General features: G+C 40.4%; 17 protein-coding genes. 10 read left to right on the forward strand and 7 right to left on the reverse strand.

The annotated features are described in order from the left end of the window. The first annotated feature begins 130 nt into the window (after window positions 1-130). Together CXF93_RS21790 and CXF93_RS21795 are read left to right on the forward strand one after the other, a co-directional pair. Window positions 131-673, forward strand: coding sequence for an HD domain-containing protein (locus tag CXF93_RS21790; RefSeq protein WP_101064597.1), 543 nt, complete (start codon window positions 131-133; stop codon window positions 671-673). A gap of 174 nt (window positions 674-847) precedes the next feature. Then, window positions 848-2,734: a methyl-accepting chemotaxis protein gene (locus CXF93_RS21795; RefSeq protein ID WP_101064598.1), complete on the forward strand. Its 1,887-nt coding sequence runs from the start codon at window positions 848-850 to the stop codon at window positions 2,732-2,734. Window positions 2,735-2,831: 97 nt separating this feature from the next. Here the strand turns inward: CXF93_RS21795 and CXF93_RS21800 are convergent, their stop codons facing one another. From CXF93_RS21800 to CXF93_RS21810, 3 genes are all read right to left on the reverse strand, one after another. Beyond that, window positions 2,832-3,950: an aminotransferase class V-fold PLP-dependent enzyme gene (locus CXF93_RS21800; protein ID WP_101064599.1), complete on the reverse strand. Its 1,119-nt coding sequence runs from the start codon at window positions 3,948-3,950 to the stop codon at window positions 2,832-2,834. A gap of 34 nt (window positions 3,951-3,984) precedes the next feature. Then, a complete protein-coding gene (locus tag CXF93_RS21805) occupies window positions 3,985-5,163 on the reverse strand; it encodes a monodechloroaminopyrrolnitrin synthase PrnB family protein (protein ID WP_101064600.1) in 1,179 nt (392 codons plus the stop codon). A 141-nt stretch (window positions 5,164-5,304) separates the two neighbouring features. Next, window positions 5,305-6,207: a LysR family transcriptional regulator gene (locus tag CXF93_RS21810; protein ID WP_101064601.1), complete on the reverse strand. Its 903-nt coding sequence runs from the start codon at window positions 6,205-6,207 to the stop codon at window positions 5,305-5,307. A 182-nt stretch (window positions 6,208-6,389) separates the two neighbouring features. Here CXF93_RS21810 and CXF93_RS21815 point away from each other — a divergent pair, with 182 nt between their 5' ends. From CXF93_RS21815 to CXF93_RS21825, 3 genes are all read left to right on the forward strand, one after another. Further along, window positions 6,390-7,463, forward strand: a complete 1,074-nt coding sequence (locus CXF93_RS21815; protein WP_101064602.1) for a linear amide C-N hydrolase — start codon at window positions 6,390-6,392, stop codon at window positions 7,461-7,463. A 317-nt stretch (window positions 7,464-7,780) separates the two neighbouring features. Beyond that, window positions 7,781-8,845: an efflux RND transporter periplasmic adaptor subunit gene (locus CXF93_RS21820; protein WP_101064603.1), complete on the forward strand. Its 1,065-nt coding sequence runs from the start codon at window positions 7,781-7,783 to the stop codon at window positions 8,843-8,845. After that, a complete protein-coding gene (locus CXF93_RS21825; RefSeq protein WP_101064604.1) occupies window positions 8,845-12,012 on the forward strand; it encodes a multidrug efflux RND transporter permease subunit in 3,168 nt (1,055 codons plus the stop codon). Before CXF93_RS21820 ends, CXF93_RS21825 begins: the two co-directional genes overlap by 1 nt. A gap of 74 nt (window positions 12,013-12,086) precedes the next feature. On the opposite strand, the gene CXF93_RS21830 is transcribed toward CXF93_RS21825, so the two are convergent. Beyond that, window positions 12,087-12,743 (reverse strand): glutathione S-transferase, encoded by a 657-nt coding sequence (locus tag CXF93_RS21830; RefSeq protein WP_101064605.1) that lies wholly within the window; start codon window positions 12,741-12,743, stop codon window positions 12,087-12,089. A gap of 363 nt (window positions 12,744-13,106) precedes the next feature. On the opposite strand from CXF93_RS21830, the gene CXF93_RS22155 reads away from it, so the two are divergent. Further along, complete coding sequence (locus CXF93_RS22155; RefSeq protein ID WP_017222624.1) at window positions 13,107-13,256, forward strand: hypothetical protein; 150 nt, start codon at window positions 13,107-13,109, stop codon at window positions 13,254-13,256. Between the two features lie 329 nt (window positions 13,257-13,585). Next, window positions 13,586-13,738: a hypothetical protein gene (locus tag CXF93_RS22015; RefSeq protein WP_157824471.1), complete on the forward strand. Its 153-nt coding sequence runs from the start codon at window positions 13,586-13,588 to the stop codon at window positions 13,736-13,738. 147 nt (window positions 13,739-13,885) lie between these two features. Here the strand turns inward: CXF93_RS22015 and CXF93_RS21835 are convergent, their stop codons facing one another. After that, a complete protein-coding gene (locus CXF93_RS21835; protein WP_101064606.1) occupies window positions 13,886-14,149 on the reverse strand; it encodes a YdcH family protein in 264 nt (87 codons plus the stop codon). A gap of 442 nt (window positions 14,150-14,591) precedes the next feature. Here CXF93_RS21835 and CXF93_RS21840 point away from each other — a divergent pair, with 442 nt between their 5' ends. Further along, window positions 14,592-15,713 carry an HD-GYP domain-containing protein gene (locus CXF93_RS21840; RefSeq protein WP_101064607.1) on the forward strand — a complete coding sequence of 374 codons (1,122 nt, stop codon included), beginning with the start codon at window positions 14,592-14,594 and terminating at the stop codon, window positions 15,711-15,713. Window positions 15,714-15,754: 41 nt separating this feature from the next. Here CXF93_RS21840 and CXF93_RS21845 read toward each other — a convergent pair whose 3' ends face one another. After that, on the reverse strand, window positions 15,755-16,027 hold the full coding sequence (locus CXF93_RS21845; protein ID WP_101064608.1) for a hypothetical protein: 273 nt from the start codon (window positions 16,025-16,027) through the stop codon (window positions 15,755-15,757). A 244-nt stretch (window positions 16,028-16,271) separates the two neighbouring features. On the opposite strand from CXF93_RS21845, the gene CXF93_RS21850 reads away from it, so the two are divergent. After that, complete coding sequence (locus CXF93_RS21850) at window positions 16,272-17,219, forward strand: YeiH family protein (RefSeq protein ID WP_101064609.1); 948 nt, start codon at window positions 16,272-16,274, stop codon at window positions 17,217-17,219. Between the two features lie 396 nt (window positions 17,220-17,615). Continuing rightward, window positions 17,616-18,401, forward strand: a complete 786-nt coding sequence (locus CXF93_RS21855; protein WP_101064610.1) for a ferredoxin--NADP reductase — start codon at window positions 17,616-17,618, stop codon at window positions 18,399-18,401. Here the strand turns inward: CXF93_RS21855 and CXF93_RS21860 are convergent. Beyond that, complete coding sequence (locus tag CXF93_RS21860; RefSeq protein WP_101064611.1) at window positions 18,392-19,396, reverse strand: LysR family transcriptional regulator; 1,005 nt, start codon at window positions 19,394-19,396, stop codon at window positions 18,392-18,394. The genes CXF93_RS21855 and CXF93_RS21860 overlap by 10 nt on opposite strands. Between the last annotated feature and the right edge of the window lie 114 nt (window positions 19,397-19,510).

Genomic DNA, 19,510 nt, shown 5'->3' on the forward strand with positions numbered 1-19,510 from the left:
ATACAGCATTAACCTAACATCCGATTGTTTAATTTTAATGACACTGATTCATCTTACCGACATATTAACCACATAAAACTGCAATATATCTTCCCTAGAATGTGGTTATCCAAACGTGGAGGTAGAAAGTATGGATATTATTCAGTTTATTAAACAGCAATTCGAAGACAATGGTCATGTTGCTTATGGTGAAGATATTTCGATGGGCGAACACATGTTGCAGTCGGCGTATTATGCCGAGCAAAAAAATAGCAGTGATGCGATCATTACAGCTGCCTTGTTACACGACTTTGGCCATTTGATTTTAGAGTTACCTGAAGATATTACCGAGAAGGGTATTGATGGTTACCACGAAGATATCGGCGCGAAATTCTTAGCGCCTTATTTCCCAAAACAGATCATTGATGGCATTGCATTACATGTGCAGGCAAAACGTTATCTGTGTGCGGTGAAACCGAAATATCACGGCCAACTAAGCCAAGCATCTAAGAATACACTTACAGTGCAAGGTGGGCCAATGGATGCGCAAGAAGTGATTGCGTTCGAGTTGGAGCCTTTTTATAAAGAAGCGTTACAGGTGCGTTTGTTTGATGATCTTGGTAAAGAGGCCGCATTAACGCATCCAGATGTCGATTATTACTTAAGTATTGCTAAGCAGTTTGTTGGTAAATAATACAATTTATAGCGACGAAAAGCGTAACTAGCGCCAGAATGTAAAAATTTAATATTGTGATGTGCGTCACATTTGGTCAGTTGTACGGAGTTTGCTAAAATTGTCGAATAAAGCCTATCGCTTGGCTAGATTTACGCATAGAATGCGCGACTAATTTATAGATTTGGGCACATCATGACGTTGAAATATAGAATCCTAGTTTTTTTTGCTTCTTTAGTTATTACTATTTGTGGCGCTATTACCTTTTTTGGCTATAGCGCTTTCGATAGTTTTAGTAATACCAATTATGAAGATAAAATGGATAGTCAATCGCGGTTAATCGCGAAAGCATTAGATGAAAAATTAATGCGATATTTTGATGCCTTGAATGCTGTGTCTTTTGAGTTTGGTGATAATGCTGAACCATTATCGGTTGAACGTGCGGTAGAGAAAACCCGTCACTTTATTAGTAAAATTGATGGTGTGGAAAATATATTTATCGGTCTAAAAGACGGCCGTGCAATTGAAGGCGGTGGCTATGTTGCTAACTTCAATGCCAAAGCGCTTAACCGTGAGTGGTACAGCCGTATTTTTTATGATAATGAAAAAAGAATTATCACTAAGGCTTATCAAAATGCCTTAACGAAAAAAAATATCATCTCTTTGGTTGTGCCTATTTATCATAATAATCAAACTGTCGCGGCACTGTCGATTGACATCGATTTAGATAATATTACCCAGTTTATTTCCTCGCTGACTAGCGACAACCAAATTTTTGTTTATCGCGCTGACGGTTATGTCATGTCGAGTAAAGATCCTAATTTTTTAGGCAAGAATATGTTTCAAGTGCGCCCGCAGTATGAGCAGGTGAATAATGGCATTAGTCGTTTTAAGTATGAAGTTGACGACAAAGTCGTATCTGTTGTTACCAATAAACTATCAGTGCGCAACTGGATCGTGGCCAGTTATGAATATGAGAACGACATTAACGCGGCGAGTCACGCTAATTTGATCGGTTCATTACTGTTTTTAGCCATCGCTATTATTGTTGCAGTCGTTATTTTTTACTTCTTTATTGTTAAATATATCTATGCACCAATCGGCGGTGAACCAGAAGATATTTCTAACTTAATGGAAAAAATGGCACGCGGTGACCTGAGTGCGGTGAGTGCTACCGGTCAAGAGACCACAGGTATTTATGCCAGCATGTTGATCTTGCTGCGTGAATTACAAGATGTAGTACAACAAACCCATGCTATCTCTGACAATGTATCATCGGCTTCGGTAGAACTTGCCGCTGTGATGGGGGAGGCGGCAACCAATTCACAACATGAAATAGCACAAATAGAACAAGTGGCAACAGCCGTTAATGAATTATCGAGTACGGCGGCGGAAGTGAGTTTAAATGCCAGCAATGCAGAGGATGCTGCAAATAATGCTATTGATAGCGTTAGCCGTGGTAACGATGCGTTGCAAGAGTCAGATGCGATCACTAAACGTATTGAAGCATCAGTGCAAGAATCAACCTTGATGGTTAATCAGTTAAGAGTTTATTCGATTGAAATTGGCAGTGTTGTTGATGTGATTAATACGATTTCCCAGCAGACTAATTTATTAGCCTTGAATGCGGCTATTGAAGCGGCGCGAGCGGGTGAACAGGGTCGTGGTTTTGCTGTTGTTGCGGATGAAGTGCGTGCATTAGCAGCTAAAACACAGGCATCAACGGTTAACATTCAAGAAATCATCACTAAGTTACAAGAACAGTCTGAGAAAGCAGACAGTTACATGAACAATAATGTTGAGCTGATCCAAGGTTCACGCCAGATAGCGCAAACCGTGAGTCATTGTTTTAATGATATCTCTCATTCTGTGTCACAGATTTCAGACATGAATACCTTAGTTTCTACGGCATCTCAGGAACAATCTGCCGTGACTCAAGATATTGCCGCGAACGTGATGCAAGCATCAGACATGGTAACTCAAAATGTCGCTGGTATTGACCAAAGTAATCAAGCCAGTGAAGAACTTGCGCGATTATCGGAAGAGCAAAAAACCATATTAAACTTCTTTAAACTAAATTAATTCAATTTTGCTATAAATAAAGCCTCGAGTCTGGTGATATGAAGTCTTAGATTTCCTATCAACTAGGGCCGAGGCTTTTGTGTATCTTAATTAATGATTAACCCAAATAAACGCTATTAATCACGTTGATTAACTGTCTGATCTCGGCTTGATCATTGTAGATATGTGGTGATACCCGCATGCCTTGCTGGCGGTTATCGACACTGATGTTATGTGCTGTCAACGCTGATAATACCGACTCTTGTTGTGAACCGAAATGTAAAATAGCCGTGCCATTACGTTGAGACTCTAACGGTGGTGAGACAAGCGCAGATAGAAATGCATCGGCCAGCATAGTTAATAATGCTTGGTTATGCTGGCGTAATTTTTTAATACCGATCTGCGTAAAATATTCAATGCTATTCGCTGATATCACATAGGGCATGATAGACGGTGTACCACCCCAAAATCGCAATGCACCTTGATGGTCTTTAAAGTGATGAATGTCAAATTCAAACGGCTGCTGATGTGAAAACCAACCTACATCTTTAGGCAAGCAATGTTCAAGTTGCGCTGGATTGACCCATAAATAACTGCTCCCCGGCCCACCACATAACCATTTAACACAAGAGCCAATCATAAAGTCCGGTCGTGTTGTACTTAAGTCTAACGGGATAATCCCCGCTGATTGTGCAACATCGACAATAGACAATACTTGATGTTGCCGTGCAAGGGCTAGTACGTCATCGAGCGGTGTTTGCTGGCCAGTATTAGAATAAGCATGGCTGATAAAGACCAGATCAATACTGTCATTAAGGTACTCAACCCAAATGTGAGGGTCGGTGATATCTAGGTTGCTGGGAATAAAGGTGATCGTTGCGCTATCAGCCAGTGCTCGTTGCATCACAAACCCCATACTCGGGAAATCACTTTCACTCATTAATATCTGCGTGTGCGGTTGCTGTAAACGTGCAACTGACATGAGCACTTTGGTGAGAGCACTGGATAGATTAACTTGCGGGCAGAAATTATCGGCGTCGTCATTAAAGAGTTTACTCAGGGCAAGTTGATAACGTGTGATGGCATTTAGCCATTGCGGCCAAGGTTCACTCTCTGAGTCTTGCCAATGCTCGAGAAAATGGCTTTTGAATTGCTGTTCAGTGTTTTTAAGGGGGCGGCCTACAGAGTGGTTTAAAAGATAGATATTATCTTTGAGTAAAAAATCATGTTTATACATAAGAGATCCTGTGCTTATTAGGGGAGGGTAATGGCTAATTTAATGACGCGTGTAGAGTGATGATGTCGTGGTAACGGGTGGCAATATCATCTCGCGGATTAGCTGCACGTAGATCTCGGAGCTTTTCTAATGAGCGCAGTAATACGTGTAATGGCGGACCACTGGCTGTTAGCTTGTCCATATGCTGGGATTGCATCTTATTCGCAGGTTGCGCTATGTATTTATTTACCAGTTGATCATGGTGTTGAATGGCAGTGGCGCCGTGCAATTCACAGACCTCTAAAAATACGGTCAAATTACGTTGATACCAAGCTTGGTTTTTATATTGCTGCTGACTAAGGAAGTCATCCATCAAATTTGAACCTTGCATACAATCACGCAGTAGTTGCTGGTCTTCTGGCATCATGTAAGTGAATTTATCAACCAGCATTTGTGAGTAAAATGGTTCATTCGCGCGGCACAAGCCAAGTAATATATCGACGATATTGATCCCCGCGAAATCACCGGCATTGGCGCCACGATAAATCTGTGTACCGACACGGTAAGGTTTGTAATAAGGGCGAACACAATGGAAGAAACGAGCAGTATCGAGCTCACTAAATAAGATAGCATTTGATTCAATAACCTCATTCAGTCCTTGCTTGGCGGCCAGTAATAAGTCATAGCAAAGCGGGTGGGAGACACCCATGACAGGTATTTTTGCTAGCGCTTCTGCGGCGCGTTTGAATGCTAAAATACTGCGGGTATTGTAATCGATAAATAAGCTTTCATCATGCAGGGTGGTAAAGCGTTTATAGATGCCATTTTCAGCTATATTATGGGTGGTTAAATGGGCGGTAGAAAAGCGTGGCGCCATACCAATCGTTGGGCCAATGTGCATGGCAAGAGCGGATGCTTCGATAAGTGGTGAGCGGGTTTCTCGTGAGGGTTCTGTTAATTCATGACGGCGACATGCGGCCATGTATAATCCAACACTGCCGAGTAAATTAAACGCGTTATCAAAATTTTGGCTGGTATTACCCTCAGCAAGTAACACTTTAATTAATTCTCGTCCCTCTGATTTAAGTTGACGTTTCAATGCCTCGCCAATACCGTCGACATTATCCCTATCTTCTTGTTGCCAATAGAGGCTTTCTAGTTCGGTATTGATATTAACAAATGAACCTCTAATCCATTGATCAAATACCTGAGTCGCGTTACTAGTATTTTTCATTTTATTACCTTTTGAGTGTGAATATTCGGCTGGAATATTAACGCATTAGGTAATTTATAAAACTACTCCATCGAGTAAGAAGGTGTGGTAATAGAACCGTTTATTAGCGTTTAAGGCTAGGTCGTGTCACACAACAATAGCCTATCGAGTGATCGCTTTAAACGCGGCTTTAAATTGTTCGATGGTATAACGTTTCACTTTGCCGGTACTTTGATGGGTTCGGGTAAGTAACACTAAGCTCCAGCGGCTATCATTGGTCATAAAATCCATATTGAGTTTACAGGTTTCATGCGCATACGAAGATGCACTTACAGCATGGTTGGGTAGCAATGCCCAGCCGCCTTGCTTGAGTAATGAGAGGATAATATCCATATTGCTGATTGTCGCGACACGTCCTGATATTTTGGTTGTTTTGCCAAGATCTACTTCCATGAAATTTTCAGCCGTGTATTGCTGCTGTGTTTCTAAATCTTCCAAACTACAACTTGCTTGCTGCGTCAGTGGATTATTTTTATGGGCAAAAAACGCAAAGGGTAGATAGCCGAGATTGGTAAATGTAAGTCCTTTACTTGGTAGCACGCCAGAACCTTTACTTAAAATAATCGAGATATCAGCATGCTGCTCTGCAAGTGCGTTGATAGACTCTTCACGTCCTCGATGTATCCAATGCAATTGCGTTTGTGGATATTGCTGATGGACCGCCAGTTGCACTTGTTCTATGACTGAAATAGGTAAGGACACATCGTGGTAAATGGCTAAGCTTGCTTCTAATCCTTCAGCCAAGCTATCACCACTATTTTGCAGTACTTGGGCGTGATAAAGAATATGCTGTGCCTGGGTTAATAGACTGCTGCCTTCAAAGGTAGTTTTCGGAAACTTAGCGCTGCGATCAAATAACGTAACGCCTAAATCAACTTCTAAATTACCGACATGCTGATGCACAGTAGATCGATCTTTTTTCAAGATCTTCGCAGCTTTACTAAATGAACCTTGCTGAGCAACCGCCACGAATGACGCCAATTGTTCGAAACTAAATCTAAGCATTATTGCTTCCTTATCTGCTACTGACTTGATCATGGTATGACTAATCTTAATTTGTGTTGGGATATGCCCAACGTAGCTGAGATTACCTGTGAGATTAAACCGTTATTATAGAAGCATGTAAACAAGTGTGTTTCAGAAACACAGCATTGCTGTAATAACATCTTACAAGGTAGGTAAAGAATATGACTTTATTAGCAAAAAAATCATTGGTTAAGATTGCTGTTGGCGCGGTATTATTCACTTCAGCTATCTCAGCGGTACAAGCCTGTTCACGTTTGATTTGGGATACTGCAGAGCACGGGGTATTTGTGTCTAGAACCATGGATTGGATGGTCGAAACACACCCTACGATTGATGTGCGCGCTAAAGGCATTAGTTACCGTGGTGCTGAATCGGGTGACAAGGTTATGACGTGGACATCTAAGTATGCATCTATCTTGACGACGTTTTATGGTAAAGCGGGTATTGATGGTTTTAATGAAGCGGGATTAGCGGCGAATGCCTTGTATCTTAATGAAGAAAGTAGCGGGGAGTATAGTGCTGACAAAGTGCAGTTAGAAAATTCACGCGTTATCCCGTATTTTTTAGATAACTTCAGCAGCGTAAAAGCGGCGCTAGTCGGCTTAGACGATATCCAAATACAGTTGTTCTCAGATGCGGGCGGTAAGCTAAAAGGCCATTACTCATTGCAAGATAGCAGTGGTGATTCGGCAATTTTAGAGTTCATCGATGGCAAGTGGCACATTTATCATGGTGCTCAGTATGATGTATTAACTAATAGCCCAGAGTTTAGTGAGCACTTAAAAAACTGGGACGCGAAAAAACCAACGCAACAAGCACAATTCTCCAGTGAATTCCCACTTGCGGGTAATGTCGGTCCGGGCGAACGTTTTGTGTGGAATAAATACATGCTGGCGCAACTGCAAGAGCCAAGCAGTATTATTAACGGCTTAGCGAAAATTGATAGCTCAACTTATAAAGTGCCGCTGGATGCCGCTAACCGTATGGTAAACGGTAAGATGACCGGTTATGCAACGCAGTATACTCTGACCTATAACCTTGAGCAGAGAGAGCTGAATATGCGTTATCAATATGGTGATGTGTACACCCAGTTCAAAGTTGATTTTAATAAGCTCAATGATGGTAAAAACTACACCTTAAAAGCAGATGAGCAAAGTAATGTAGGTGACATGACTAGCCAATTTAAACAACAAAATGGTGTGATGGCGCAATACCGAATAAACAGTATCGAATAAACAGTAGCGGATAAACAGTACCGGATAGTAGCCCGGATAAATAACACCAAATAAATACTTAGCCTCAGACTAAAAATGAAAGTGAAGCTAGTCGGTATTGATCGTATGGATTGAGGCTGGCTAGTGTTTTTTTATCGCGAAGATAATAGTTTTTATAATCCCACCTAGATCCTGACAAACTTTACACTAGTTGACCCTAATCTCCACATTTTCTCCATATTTCCCTGCACCTTTTACGGTATTATAGCGTATCAAATTTTTAGACTCGCTATTCATGGATGAAAGCAAGACACGCTCATTTTTATAGAAGAGATATAATGTATAAACGTACTTCCCTGGCGATCATTAGCGCACTAATGTTTAGTTTTTCGAGTTACACCATTCCAGTTCAGGCCAAAAGCGGCAATGCTGGGAAAGGCGCTGAGCGTGTGGTTTCTGTCTATACCGAGACGGTGCAGTACCATGAAGTTTCACAATCTATCTCATTGATCGGTAAGTTACAGTCTACGCAATTTGTTAGCGTGGCACCGGAAGTCGCAGGTAAGGTTGATAGTATCAAGATCACTGCCAATCAAACGGTGAAAGCAGGGCAGTTATTAGTGCAACTCGATGACAGTAAAGCCCAAGCGGCACTGCTAGAAGCGAAGGCTTATTATACCGACGAGCAACGTAAGCTAAATGAATATTCAACGCTGGTAAAAAGTAATGCCATCACCCAAACTGAAGTTTATGCACAATCGGCAATCGTCGCGATTGCGCAGGCGCGTTTAGCCGCAGCACAAGCAAATATGGATGATCATTATTTAACAGCGCCGTTTGCTGGTACGGTTGGCTTACTCGATTTTAGCCGCGGTAAAATGGTATCAGTAGGTACCGAACTGTTAACCCTTGATGACTTATCGACAATGCAGCTTGATCTCGCTGTACCAGAGCGTTATTTATCGCAACTATCCACGGGCATGGCTGTGACATCAACTAGCCGCGCTTGGGATGAGCAATCTTTTAAAGGCGAGGTTGTGGCGATTGATTCGCGTATTAACGCGGAAACGTTAAACTTGCGTGTACGGGTTAATTTTGAAAATAAAGATAACCGCCTTAAACCGGGCATGATGATGTCATCAAGTGTGGTTTTCCCCGCAATTAACGAGCCTATTATTCCAGTGCAAGCGTTAGAATACTCAGGGACTAAACGCTTTGTGTATGTGGTGGGTGACGATGAACGTGTAACCCGTACACAAGTATCACTTGGCGCGCGTATTGTTGATCAAGTTCTGATTGAAAGTGGCTTAGGAATTGGCGACCGCATTGTCGTGCAAGGTCTGGTTAATATGCGTAATGGACTGCAAGTAAAAGATTTAACTGGCCAGCAGGAGACTAACTAATGTGGTTGTCTGATACTTCAGTTAAACGACCGGTTGTCGCGATTGTACTCAGCTTATTGCTGTGTGTTTTTGGTGCCGTGTCGTTTAGTAAACTTGCAGTACGCGAAATGCCAGATGTTGAAAGCCCTGTTGTTACGGTAATGACACGGTATGACGGCGCGGCAGCTTCAATTATGGAAAGCCAGATTACTTCTATTATTGAAGATCAAATTACCGGCATTAGTGGTATCGATGAAGTTAAATCGGTGACGCGTAATGGTATGTCGCGTATTACTGTGACGTTTGACTTGGGCTGGAATTTAACCGAAGGTGTCAGTGATATTCGTGACGCGGTTGCTAAAGCACAGCGCAGTTTACCCGATGAAGCCGACGACCCCATCGTATCGAAAGATAATGGTAGTGGCGAACCCTCGGTTTATATCAATTTAAACTCGACTGAAATGGATCGTACTCAGCTGACCGATTATGCCCAACGGGTATTGGAAGATCGCTTTAGCTTGATTTCAGGCGTGAGTTCGGTTGATTTATCTGGTGGCTTATATCAGGTAATGTACGTTAAGTTGTTCCCTGATTTAATGGCTGGGCGCGCTGTCACAACCAGCGATATTGTCGATGCCTTAAAAACTGAAAATGTTGAGAATCCCGGTGGCGAAGTACGTAACGATACCACTGTGATGTCAGTGCGTACCGCGCGTTTATATGCTCAGCCACAAGACTTTGAGTATCTCGTTGTACGCACGACGAGTGACGGTTCGCCGGTGTATTTACGCGATGTAGCACAAGTCTATGTTGGCGCTGAAAATGAGAGTTCGTCATATAAAAGTAATGGTATCGTTAACCTGAGTTTAGGTGTGGTGACGCAATCGGATGCCAATCCATTGGATGTGGCGTCAGCGGTGCATGCAGAAGTCGATAAGATGCAAGCGTTCTTGCCCGCAGGTATGAGCTTAGCGGTTGATTACGATTCCACTGTGTTTATTGACCAGTCTATTTCGGAAGTGTACAGCACGCTCTTTATCACTGGTGGTTTAGTGGTATTAGTTTTGTACATCTTTATTGGTCAAGCGCGGGCGACCTTGATCCCTGCTGTGACAGTGCCGGTATCGTTAATTTCATCGTTCATTGCAGCTTATTATTTTGGTTTTTCAATTAACTTAATTACCTTAATGGCGCTGATCTTATCGATTGGTTTAGTTGTTGATGATGCGATTGTGGTGGTTGAGAATATTTTCCATCATATCGAGCAAGGTGAAAAACCATTACTAGCCGCCTATAAAGGCACCCGAGAAGTGGGGTTTGCAGTAGTTGCGACAACCATGGTATTGGTGATGGTATTCCTGCCTATTTCCTTTATGGATGGCATGGTCGGTCTGTTGTTTACCGAGTTTTCGGTATTACTCGCCATGTCAGTGATCTTCTCGTCACTGATCGCCTTGACTCTGACACCAGTACTTGCCAGTAAAATGTTAAAAACAGAGCAAAAAAGCAATCGTTTTAGTGTGTGGATGGAAGGCTTATTCCAACGCTTAGAAAACGCTTATCGCGGTATTGTTGCTAAGGCTGTGAAGTATCGATTGGTTGCTCCTGTCATCATTATCGCCTGTGTTGTGGGCAGTTTCTTGTTGATGAAACAAGTGCCATCACAGTTATCGCCACAAGAAGATCGCGGGGTATTATTCGCGTTTGTGAAAGGGGCGGAAGGCACCAGTTTCAACCGTATGACGGCGAACATGGATATCGTTGAAGCACGTTTATTACCGCTTGTTGGTCAAGGCGTTATTAAATCGTTTAATACCCAAGCGCCAGCATTTGGTGGCCGTGCCGGAGATCAAACTGGCTTTGTGATCATCATTCTTGAAGACTGGGCAGACCGTAGTGTGAGTGCGACTGAAGCGCTAGGCATGGTGGCAAAAGCATTGAAAGATATTCCTGATGTGATGGTGCGCCCATTAATGCCAGGCTTCGGTGGTGGTTCGAGTGATCCGGTACAATTTGTATTAGGAGGCTCTGATTATTCTGAACTAGAACAATGGGCAGAATTACTGAAAACCAAAGCGGAAGACGCGGGTGTATTAGTCGGTGGCGATCTGGATTATTCAGAGAAAACCCCTGAGCTAGTGGTGAGTATTGATAAAGAACGTGCTGGTGAACTCGGTATCAGTGTTGATGAAGTATCAACAACACTTGAAATCATGTTGGGCGGGCGCAGTGAAACCAGTTATATCGAACGTGGTGAAGAATACGATGTTTACTTACGCGGCGATGAAGATAGCTTTAATAACGTCAACGATTTAAGTCAGATTTATATTCGTAGCGCCAAGGGTGATCTGATCACGCTAGATACGCTGACGACTATCGAAGAAGTCGCGTCGGCAAGTCGCTTATCCCATAACAATAAGCAAAAGTCTATTACCTTAAGTGGCAGCATAGGGGAAGGTTATACCTTGGGTGAAGTGTTAGATTTCTTAGATGCACAGTCGGTTGAATCATTACCAAGTGATATCTCTATTTCTTATTCGGGTGAATCAAAAGATTTTAAAGAAAACCAAAGTAGTATTTTAGTTGTCTTTGGTCTAGCTCTGCTGGTGGCTTATTTAGTGTTAGCGGCGCAGTTCGAAAGCTTTATTAACCCTATGGTGGTGATGTTCACCGTGCCTATGGGGGTATTTGGTGGTTTCTTAGGTCTGTATGCGATGGGGGGCGGACTGAATATCTACAGTCAGATTGGTATGATCATGTTAATTGGTATGGTAACCAAAAACGGTATCTTGATTGTTGAGTTTGCTAATCAGTTACGTGACCGTGGTATCGCTATTGAACAAGCTATTATTGATGCGTCAGCGCGACGACTACGTCCGATCCTGATGACTGCATTCACTACGTTAGCGGGTTCTATTCCGTTAATTCTATCGACTGGTGCGGGTTCAGAAAGTCGTATTGCTGTGGGGACCGTGGTGTTCTTTGGTATGGCGTTTGCGACTTTAGTTACCTTGTTAGTTATTCCTGCAATGTACCGTTTGATTTCAGGTTCAACTCATTCGCCTGGTTACGTTGAAGCTATGCTAGAAACAGAATTAGCTGAGCAAGCGGAACAAGAAACGGCTGCTAAAACAGATAAAACCAATGAGCAAGTAAACGGTGTGCATGTAGTGAAGGACGTGGCTTAAGTTTTTATTATAGGTCTACTAACATACTGATGTAAGGGTAAGCATAATAACATTGTGCTTACCCTTTTTTGTCTTTAATCGGCATGACCAAATAAAAATTCTTCATTTGTTTCTAACCACTGTGGGTATTTTGCCATTGCTTTAGCAAAGCGTTGATCTTGTAAATGTTTATTCAACCAATTACGTAAGTGGGGCAAGGGCGCTTGCAGATACCATTGACGATCAATACGGGCAAACTGACGAATCAGCGGTAAAATTGCGTAATCAGCCAAACTGACTTGTCCACCGATTAAATAAGCATGTTGGCTTAAATGTGATTCGAGCATGGTTGCATAAATTGCACATTGGTTGCGTAACTCAACTTCATCATCGGTATGGTAACGAACTGCGTATTTATATTTACTCAATGCCGAAGTAAACACCGTATCGTGAATATCAATCAGGGCGAGCATGGCAGGATAGGCTTCTGGCTCATGTCTGTGCAGTAAATCTAATGGGTCACTTTGGTGTAGCGCCCAAATCATAATGTCTAAGCTTTCGTCAATTACGCTGCCATCATCGAACACTAATACCGGAACTGTGGCCTTTGGTGATACCGCGAGCATTGCTGCTGGTTTATTTTTCATGATTACCGCGCGTAGCATTACCGGCTGCTGTGCGAGTAATAACCCCAGTCGTGCGCGCATCGCATAAGGACAGTTTTGTAATGAGTATAAAATTGGCAGTGGCATTTAACATTTCCTTCTTCTTTGTCTGCATGATTCGAGTTGTGTGATGGCATATTTTTTCCTGCCACAATAGTAACGTATTTACTGTTATGTATGACGAATTAGGCTTAATTTTGTTGGAATAAGAAAGGTTAGTCGTTTTAGGCTGTGTGATATCGGGGTTATATGAGTGTTTATAAAGCGTAGTGATATAAAAGTAATACCTAAAAATGCATATTTTATCAAAATTATTTCATCTTCAATTTTTTAATCGAAAACGCAATATTATATAAAAAAATAAAACAGTATTATGAGCCCATATCAATGTATAAACATATTAATTTATAGAGCAATTTATAAATTAGAAACTTAGTTATCGAGGCTATTATGAACAAAGAACAAGTACAATACGTTATTCAATTATTACGCGAAGGTCACTCACTAACTGAAATTACTAAGTTAGCAAAAATTAATGTGATGTACGTTAGTGTTATCCGTAAGCTAATGGTGATGGATTTACTCAACATTGAAGCGTAGTTTATAATAGCGATGATAAAGCGCTATAGTCTCTAGCGCTTTATAGTTCCTCTTTTCTCGAATGCCTCAGCAATTCCCACAGTTAAACGCCATTATCTACAATGCATTTAGACATTATTTACAGCATAATTATTCATATTGTCAAAACCCCTTTAGTCACCATGATATTGCGTAATTGACGTTTCAGGGGAACAAATTAATACTTAAAATATACTTATTTATACGCTGGTAAATTTACGTGTTTATAGCCAGCTTTATGATGATTTATTGTATTTAGTCGCTGTTGACGTATGGTACTGAATTTGAAAATGGTTATCTTTATAGAGGTTATGATGGACAAAAAGCAGGTATTATATGTGGTTAAATTATTACGTGAAGGGCACTCATTGACTAAAATAACTAAGTTAGCAAAAATTAATGTGATGTACGTTAGTGTTATCCGCAAGCTAATGGTGATGGATTTACTCAACATTGAAGCGTAGCTCATAATCGCGATGATAAAGCGCTACAGTCTCTAGCGCTTTATAGTTCCTTCCCAATGCAACAAATCAAATACCTTTAACTGCGCTACTTGCTTCATTCTAAATGAGAGCAATAAAAAAGCGAACCTTTAGATCCGCTTGATTATATTAAGATGCCGCGATGACTTCGTCATGATGTTGTTTTAATTGCTGATATAAAACATCTTTTAAATGGGCTCTTTGTAATTTTAGTTGTGTCATATGCTCATCATCAGTCGGACTGCCATCGATTTCTAATTGGCGAATGTCGTAGTCGAGTAAATGATACTGTTTTGATTTCTCTCTGAACGACTCATTTTTATAGTTTAAATATACGATATCTTGTTTTAATTCTGGAAAGTCAAAAATAAGTGCATGATTCTCATTTAGCATAGGTTTTCCTCAAGAGTGAAAGTAAACGTCTATAACGCGATTACTACCTTACTACTATAGCACTTCACTATTTACGAAAGTTGACCTGATCGTGGTTACAGATAATTTGCACTAAAAATGAGGTTGTTATATCCCTGGTGAATTTACGTTTTAGTACTGATTTTATTATATATTATTGTTTTTTTAGCTTGCTCATTATGGTGATGAATAGGGTTGATATTTCCGAATTAAAAGATAATAACGTAAATTTAAGCTTTCATAAGCGATTATGGTAATCATAGTTTGACGGGATTAACAAAAATACATTTAAGTAAAGTAGTTCTACCTATAATTGTATATTGTTAAGTCTTTAACGACCTATTTCTTTAGGCGTTTAACAGCGAGGTATTTTCGCTATGAGTTTATGACGTTCGAAGTAGCTGCTTTGAAATAGGGATGATGCATGCTTAATTATAGTGAAATAAATCAAATGTTTAATCAAGATGAAGATACGCCCGTTCATCTTGATACCCTCTACAATGTTGCGATTAACAACTACCAGGGATTATCGCGATTGTCTGTTATTGTGATTAAGAATAATAACGCGTCTAATTATTTTGTTCGTGATCGACTCTCCGCTGATAATAATGACGAACTTTTTACTAAAAAAGTGAGTCCGAGTGGCGGCATTCCTATGATGATAAAGTCGCAATCAGAACGTATCATTAATGATTTATCCAATTCAACGCTAAATTCTAGGACGTTATTTTTATTGAATAATGGTCATCGTAGTGGTTTTTCTTATCCGTTGTCATTTAAAGGCAAAGTGATTGCGATAGTGTTCTTTAATGCCTCTGAAGTGAACTTTTTTGCGAAACGTTCCATACAGAAGGATATGTTATTTTTAGCAACGATTATTCATTCTTTAATGGTTCGTCAATTTGAGAAAAAACAATTTATCGATATTTCATTAGCGATAGCCCTAAATATGGGCCATGCCAAGGATCCTGAAACCCAAGGGCATCTTAATCGAATGGAGCGATATAGTTCAAAATTGGCCTATTTATTGAGTGAAAAGAAAAAGATTGATCATGAGTTCATCCGTCGAATTGAAACCTATGCCGCTTTTCATGATATTGGTAAATATAAGATCCCCGATGATATTTTATTTAGTCGTGAGATTTTCACACCTGAAGAACGCGAGATAATGAATCAACACTGTGCCCATGGCGTTGATATTATCGATGATGTACTGGGCTATTTCCCGATGAATATGCGTTATGTTGAAGAGTATCGTTTTCTTAAAAATATTATTCTTCATCATCATGAACACTTCGACGGTAATGGTTATCCGATGGGATTAAAAGCAGATGCAATTCCGCTGGAAGCTAGGATCGTGATGGTTGCTGATGTATTCGATGCGCTATTAAGTAAACGTCTATATAAACAAGCTTGGAGTCTTGATGAGGTTGTAGCTTATATGGCGGCACATTCAGGTACTATGTTTGATCCTGATTGCGTTGATGTATTGATTACTAATATTGCTGATTTTATTGCGATTTATGACGCTTATGCTGATGAATAACTGCAGGTGAATAACGAGTAGATGAATAAAATAGCTAAAAGCTACTGTGGACCTTGTAAGCTATTTTGATAACCATCATTTGCAAGGTGTAGTGGGAAGCGTGCTTCTGTTTTTCCGCGTGTTGCGATGATGGTAATAGAATCTGCTTGTAACAGGGCTTTAAGCATTTCAGGCTCGATACCCGCTAACATGAGATTGTTAATATCATAACTTACTTTATTTACGCTAAATATGTCTCGCAGTGCATTGAGCTCAACATCAGTTAACACCTGACTGTTGGTATTTTGCATCGATGTATTCATTGCTGTTGTCATAATATTGCCTTACTCGGTCAAACCATTGCCATAGCGCAATTCCCATTCTCTTTATAGTAAGTCAGCTTTATTAATTAAAAGTTCGACATTTATTGATATTTGCATATAAAAGTAGCCGTGAACAATTGTGTTTTACATTCCTGGCTATTCGTTCAGTTTTAATGAACCTTGTGTTAATTTCATTCTAATATTATTAACCAGCATGAGGGGTTATACTTATTGCTCTTATAAATAGAGAGTTCCCATGTTTAAATTATTCACTAATTACTCATTCCAGAAAAAAGATTTATTATTTATCATTCTTGGTTTGTTATGTTTAACACCCCTTATCTCATCTCCTGTTGCCTTAGTGCTTGGCTTTACGCTCGCGACATTAGGCTTTGTACCTACAAGTATTAACTTAGGTACGATCACCAAAAAAACACTGGCGTATTCTATTGTTGGTTTAGGTTTTGGCATTAATCTAGACGAAGCTATTGTCGCGACTAAAGACGGGCTTGGTATTATTGTAACGTCAATATTCTGTACTTTAATTCTCGGTTGGTTCTTGACTAAAGCGTTAAAAATTGACAAAAAAACAGGATATTTAATTTCTGCAGGTACCGCTATTTGTGGTGGTAGTGCGATCGCAGCTGTTGCACCGGCCATCAATGCTAAAAATGATCAAACGTCACTGGCATTGGCTGTGGTATTTATTCTTAACTCAGTTGCTTTGTTTGTCTTTCCTGTTATTGGTCACTTATTAGAAATGAGCCAGCATGCCTTTGGTGTGTGGAGTGCGATTGCTATTCATGATACTTCTTCTGTTGTTGGTGCGGCGTCTGCTTATGGTGATGAAGCGCTATTAACTGCGACGACATTAAAATTAGCACGGGCATTATGGATTATTCCAGTGGCATTTATTAGTGCATTGTTGTTTAAAGGCGATAGCAAAAAGATAACGGTGCCGTTCTTTATTTTGTTTTATTGCTTCGCTATTTTCATTGCTTATGCATTACCTGATTATCAGGTTTTATATCAAGGTATTTTTAGTGTTTCTAAGCAAGTATTGGTTATGTGCTTATTTTTAATCGGTGCTGGTATCACAGTGCAAAAAGTCAAAGACGCAGGTGTAAAACCATTAGTACTCGGTGTGCTGCTGTGGGTAGTAATTAGTACTAGTTCATTGGTGTACATTCTATATTTTATGTAAACAATGATTGTTGATTGTCCGTCGTAAATAGCAATTTAAAAGAAGGAGGTTTAGCAACCTCCTTCTTTTATGTCAGCAGATTGCTTTTTTTAACGCTGAATAAATAACTAATTAATAGTGTAAATGCGACAAGGTCTAGCGCTGATGATGTTAGGCCCTGGGTAAATACTGACAGTAATATACATAAAAATACCAGTGTAATTATTAACTTATTGATCAAAGTATTCGCTCCTTTTATTAATGCTTAGATATATTATTGGAGCAAAGAGGGCTAAATAGGAAATACCGTAAACGTATAACTCATAACTAATTACACATCTTGGTGTATTCAACACATTGTTTTCATGTTTCTTACACTATTCTTGTTAGGCGAAATTTGAATTTGTGAGGTTGGTAATGAAGGACACACCACATGGTCTAATTAAGGGCGAAGTGACGGGGCGGATTAACTGGACTGACAGCGAATTCAGTTTACAGATCACCGCCGATATAGCTTGTTATACCGCAGGTCAATTTACTAAATTGGCACTATACGATGGCAGTGGAGGTGATGAGGGTGAGTGGATTCGTAGGGCTTATTCATTTGTAAATTCTCCAAATCATGCGCTGGGTCAACAAGTGATGGAGTTTTTGATTATCGCGGTGCCTGATGGACAATTGTCATCACGATTAGATAGGTTACAAGTGGGTGATGATGTGTATGTTGGTAAAAGTCCCGCTGGTTTTATGACCTTAGATGAAATACCACGTTATACAAAAGACTTATGGTTATTGTCTACTGGCACTGCGATCGGGCCATTTTTATCGTTACTTGATGAAGTCGAGACCCAACAACGCTTTGACAATGTGGTGTTAGTTCATGCGGTGAGAACGTCTGCTGAATTAGTCTATCAAGATAAAATACAACATCTGGAAGAAAGGTATCAGGGTAAGTTTCATTATGTGCCGATAGTGTCTCGTGAAAATAGAAAAGATACATTACGCGGCCGCATTCCTGCACTATTAAAGACTGGTGATTTGGTTAATGCAGCGGGTATCGCACTGACGACAGATTATAGTTTTTTCTATTTGTGTGGTAATCCCAGTATGGTGAAGGATACCAGTGAAGTGTTAATTCAGCTTGGATATCAAAAACATTCACGTCGCAGTACAGGGCATTTTAACTCAGAAAACTACTGGTAATTACTCCCGTGCCTTTCGTTATGCGATAAAGACGCTTGTTGTTTTAACCAGGTTTTAAAGCATTCAATCGCAGGTGAGTGATGATGTTGAATCAAGTAATACCCCGCCTGTGCATCGATAGGGTTAAAAGGTGAGACTAAACCTTCTTTGGCCAAATCTGCAGTGGTTAAGCCGTTATTAAAGAGCGCGCAACGGGCTAATGCCACACCTAATCCTGCGGCAGCCGCCGCCATTGCCATATCGGTACGATTAAAATAATGCCCGTGTTTACTCAGTGCGTTTTTGGTTGCCGTTGTAAGAGACATCTGTTGTAACCAAAATTGCCACTCCGCGTCTTTATCGGCATGCTGCCAAGGCATGGCATCATGTAATAGCGTCATATTCTGCCACAGTTCTGCATCAGCAAAGCGCGCAAGATTATGCGTATTGTCGGTGAGGCTCAAATCAAACTTGCTCATATACTGCGGACTCATTACCGGTAACAATTGCTCCGCTAATAACAATTCAGCATTTATTTTTTTATCATTCGATTGATAGGGCGTTTTACCATAATCGATAGCAAGATCAAAATTGCTATCGCTATGATCCACTAATGCACCTTCGGCAAAGGTATGGATCTTTATATCGGGGTATTGCTGATAGAAATCTTGCAAGCGCGGCACTAACCATTTATATGCAAAAGACGGCGTAAGTTTAAGATGTATATCGCCGGTATGGCGATTGTCTTGTTGTAGCTGGCTAATTACGTCGCCAATATCCGTTAAGCTTTGTTCGACAACTTGGTGTAATTGCTGCCCTGAAGGTGTTAAGCGAATGCCGCGAGAATGCCGTTCAAACAAGTTTAACTGTAAGTTTTTTTCCAGTTGTTTTATTTGTTGGCTAATGGCACCTGTGGTGATATGCAGTTTTTCAGCGGCTTGAGTGAAACTATGACAAGTCGCCGTGGCTGTGAATGTGGCTAAACCAGATAACAGATTATCGTTCACTTTTATCATCAAAGACCTCTTTGCATATTCTTGCGTTTAGTTTTACTAAAGGCTGATATTAATACTTATAGATTGTTAAGTAAATGTAACGATCTTATGCTGCTCGATTATTCATTCACTATA

Origin of the sequence: Moritella sp. Urea-trap-13, from assembly GCF_002836355.1 — a bacterium.
GTDB lineage: Bacteria > Pseudomonadota > Gammaproteobacteria > Enterobacterales > Moritellaceae > Moritella.

What these genes read in the sequence shown, in the direction of transcription:
- CXF93_RS21790 (WP_101064597.1), top strand. Translation starts at nt 131, where the DNA reads ATGGATATTATTCAGTTTATTAAACAGCAATTCGAAGACAATGGTCAT.
- CXF93_RS21795 (WP_101064598.1), top strand. Translation starts at nt 848, where the DNA reads ATGACGTTGAAATATAGAATCCTAGTTTTTTTTGCTTCTTTAGTTATT.
- CXF93_RS21800 (WP_101064599.1), bottom strand. Translation starts at nt 3,950, where the DNA reads ATGTATAAACATGATTTTTTACTCAAAGATAATATCTATCTTTTAAAC.
- CXF93_RS21805 (WP_101064600.1), bottom strand. Translation starts at nt 5,163, where the DNA reads ATGAAAAATACTAGTAACGCGACTCAGGTATTTGATCAATGGATTAGA.
- CXF93_RS21810 (WP_101064601.1), bottom strand. Translation starts at nt 6,207, where the DNA reads ATGCTTAGATTTAGTTTCGAACAATTGGCGTCATTCGTGGCGGTTGCT.
- CXF93_RS21815 (WP_101064602.1), top strand. Translation starts at nt 6,390, where the DNA reads ATGACTTTATTAGCAAAAAAATCATTGGTTAAGATTGCTGTTGGCGCG.
- CXF93_RS21820 (WP_101064603.1), top strand. Translation starts at nt 7,781, where the DNA reads ATGTATAAACGTACTTCCCTGGCGATCATTAGCGCACTAATGTTTAGT.
- CXF93_RS21825 (WP_101064604.1), top strand. Translation starts at nt 8,845, where the DNA reads ATGTGGTTGTCTGATACTTCAGTTAAACGACCGGTTGTCGCGATTGTA.
- CXF93_RS21830 (WP_101064605.1), bottom strand. Translation starts at nt 12,743, where the DNA reads ATGCCACTGCCAATTTTATACTCATTACAAAACTGTCCTTATGCGATG.
- CXF93_RS22155 (WP_017222624.1), top strand. Translation starts at nt 13,107, where the DNA reads ATGAACAAAGAACAAGTACAATACGTTATTCAATTATTACGCGAAGGT.
- CXF93_RS22015 (WP_157824471.1), top strand. Translation starts at nt 13,586, where the DNA reads ATGATGGACAAAAAGCAGGTATTATATGTGGTTAAATTATTACGTGAA.
- CXF93_RS21835 (WP_101064606.1), bottom strand. Translation starts at nt 14,149, where the DNA reads ATGCTAAATGAGAATCATGCACTTATTTTTGACTTTCCAGAATTAAAA.
- CXF93_RS21840 (WP_101064607.1), top strand. Translation starts at nt 14,592, where the DNA reads ATGCTTAATTATAGTGAAATAAATCAAATGTTTAATCAAGATGAAGAT.
- CXF93_RS21845 (WP_101064608.1), bottom strand. Translation starts at nt 16,027, where the DNA reads ATGACAACAGCAATGAATACATCGATGCAAAATACCAACAGTCAGGTG.
- CXF93_RS21850 (WP_101064609.1), top strand. Translation starts at nt 16,272, where the DNA reads ATGTTTAAATTATTCACTAATTACTCATTCCAGAAAAAAGATTTATTA.
- CXF93_RS21855 (WP_101064610.1), top strand. Translation starts at nt 17,616, where the DNA reads ATGAAGGACACACCACATGGTCTAATTAAGGGCGAAGTGACGGGGCGG.
- CXF93_RS21860 (WP_101064611.1), bottom strand. Translation starts at nt 19,396, where the DNA reads ATGATAAAAGTGAACGATAATCTGTTATCTGGTTTAGCCACATTCACA.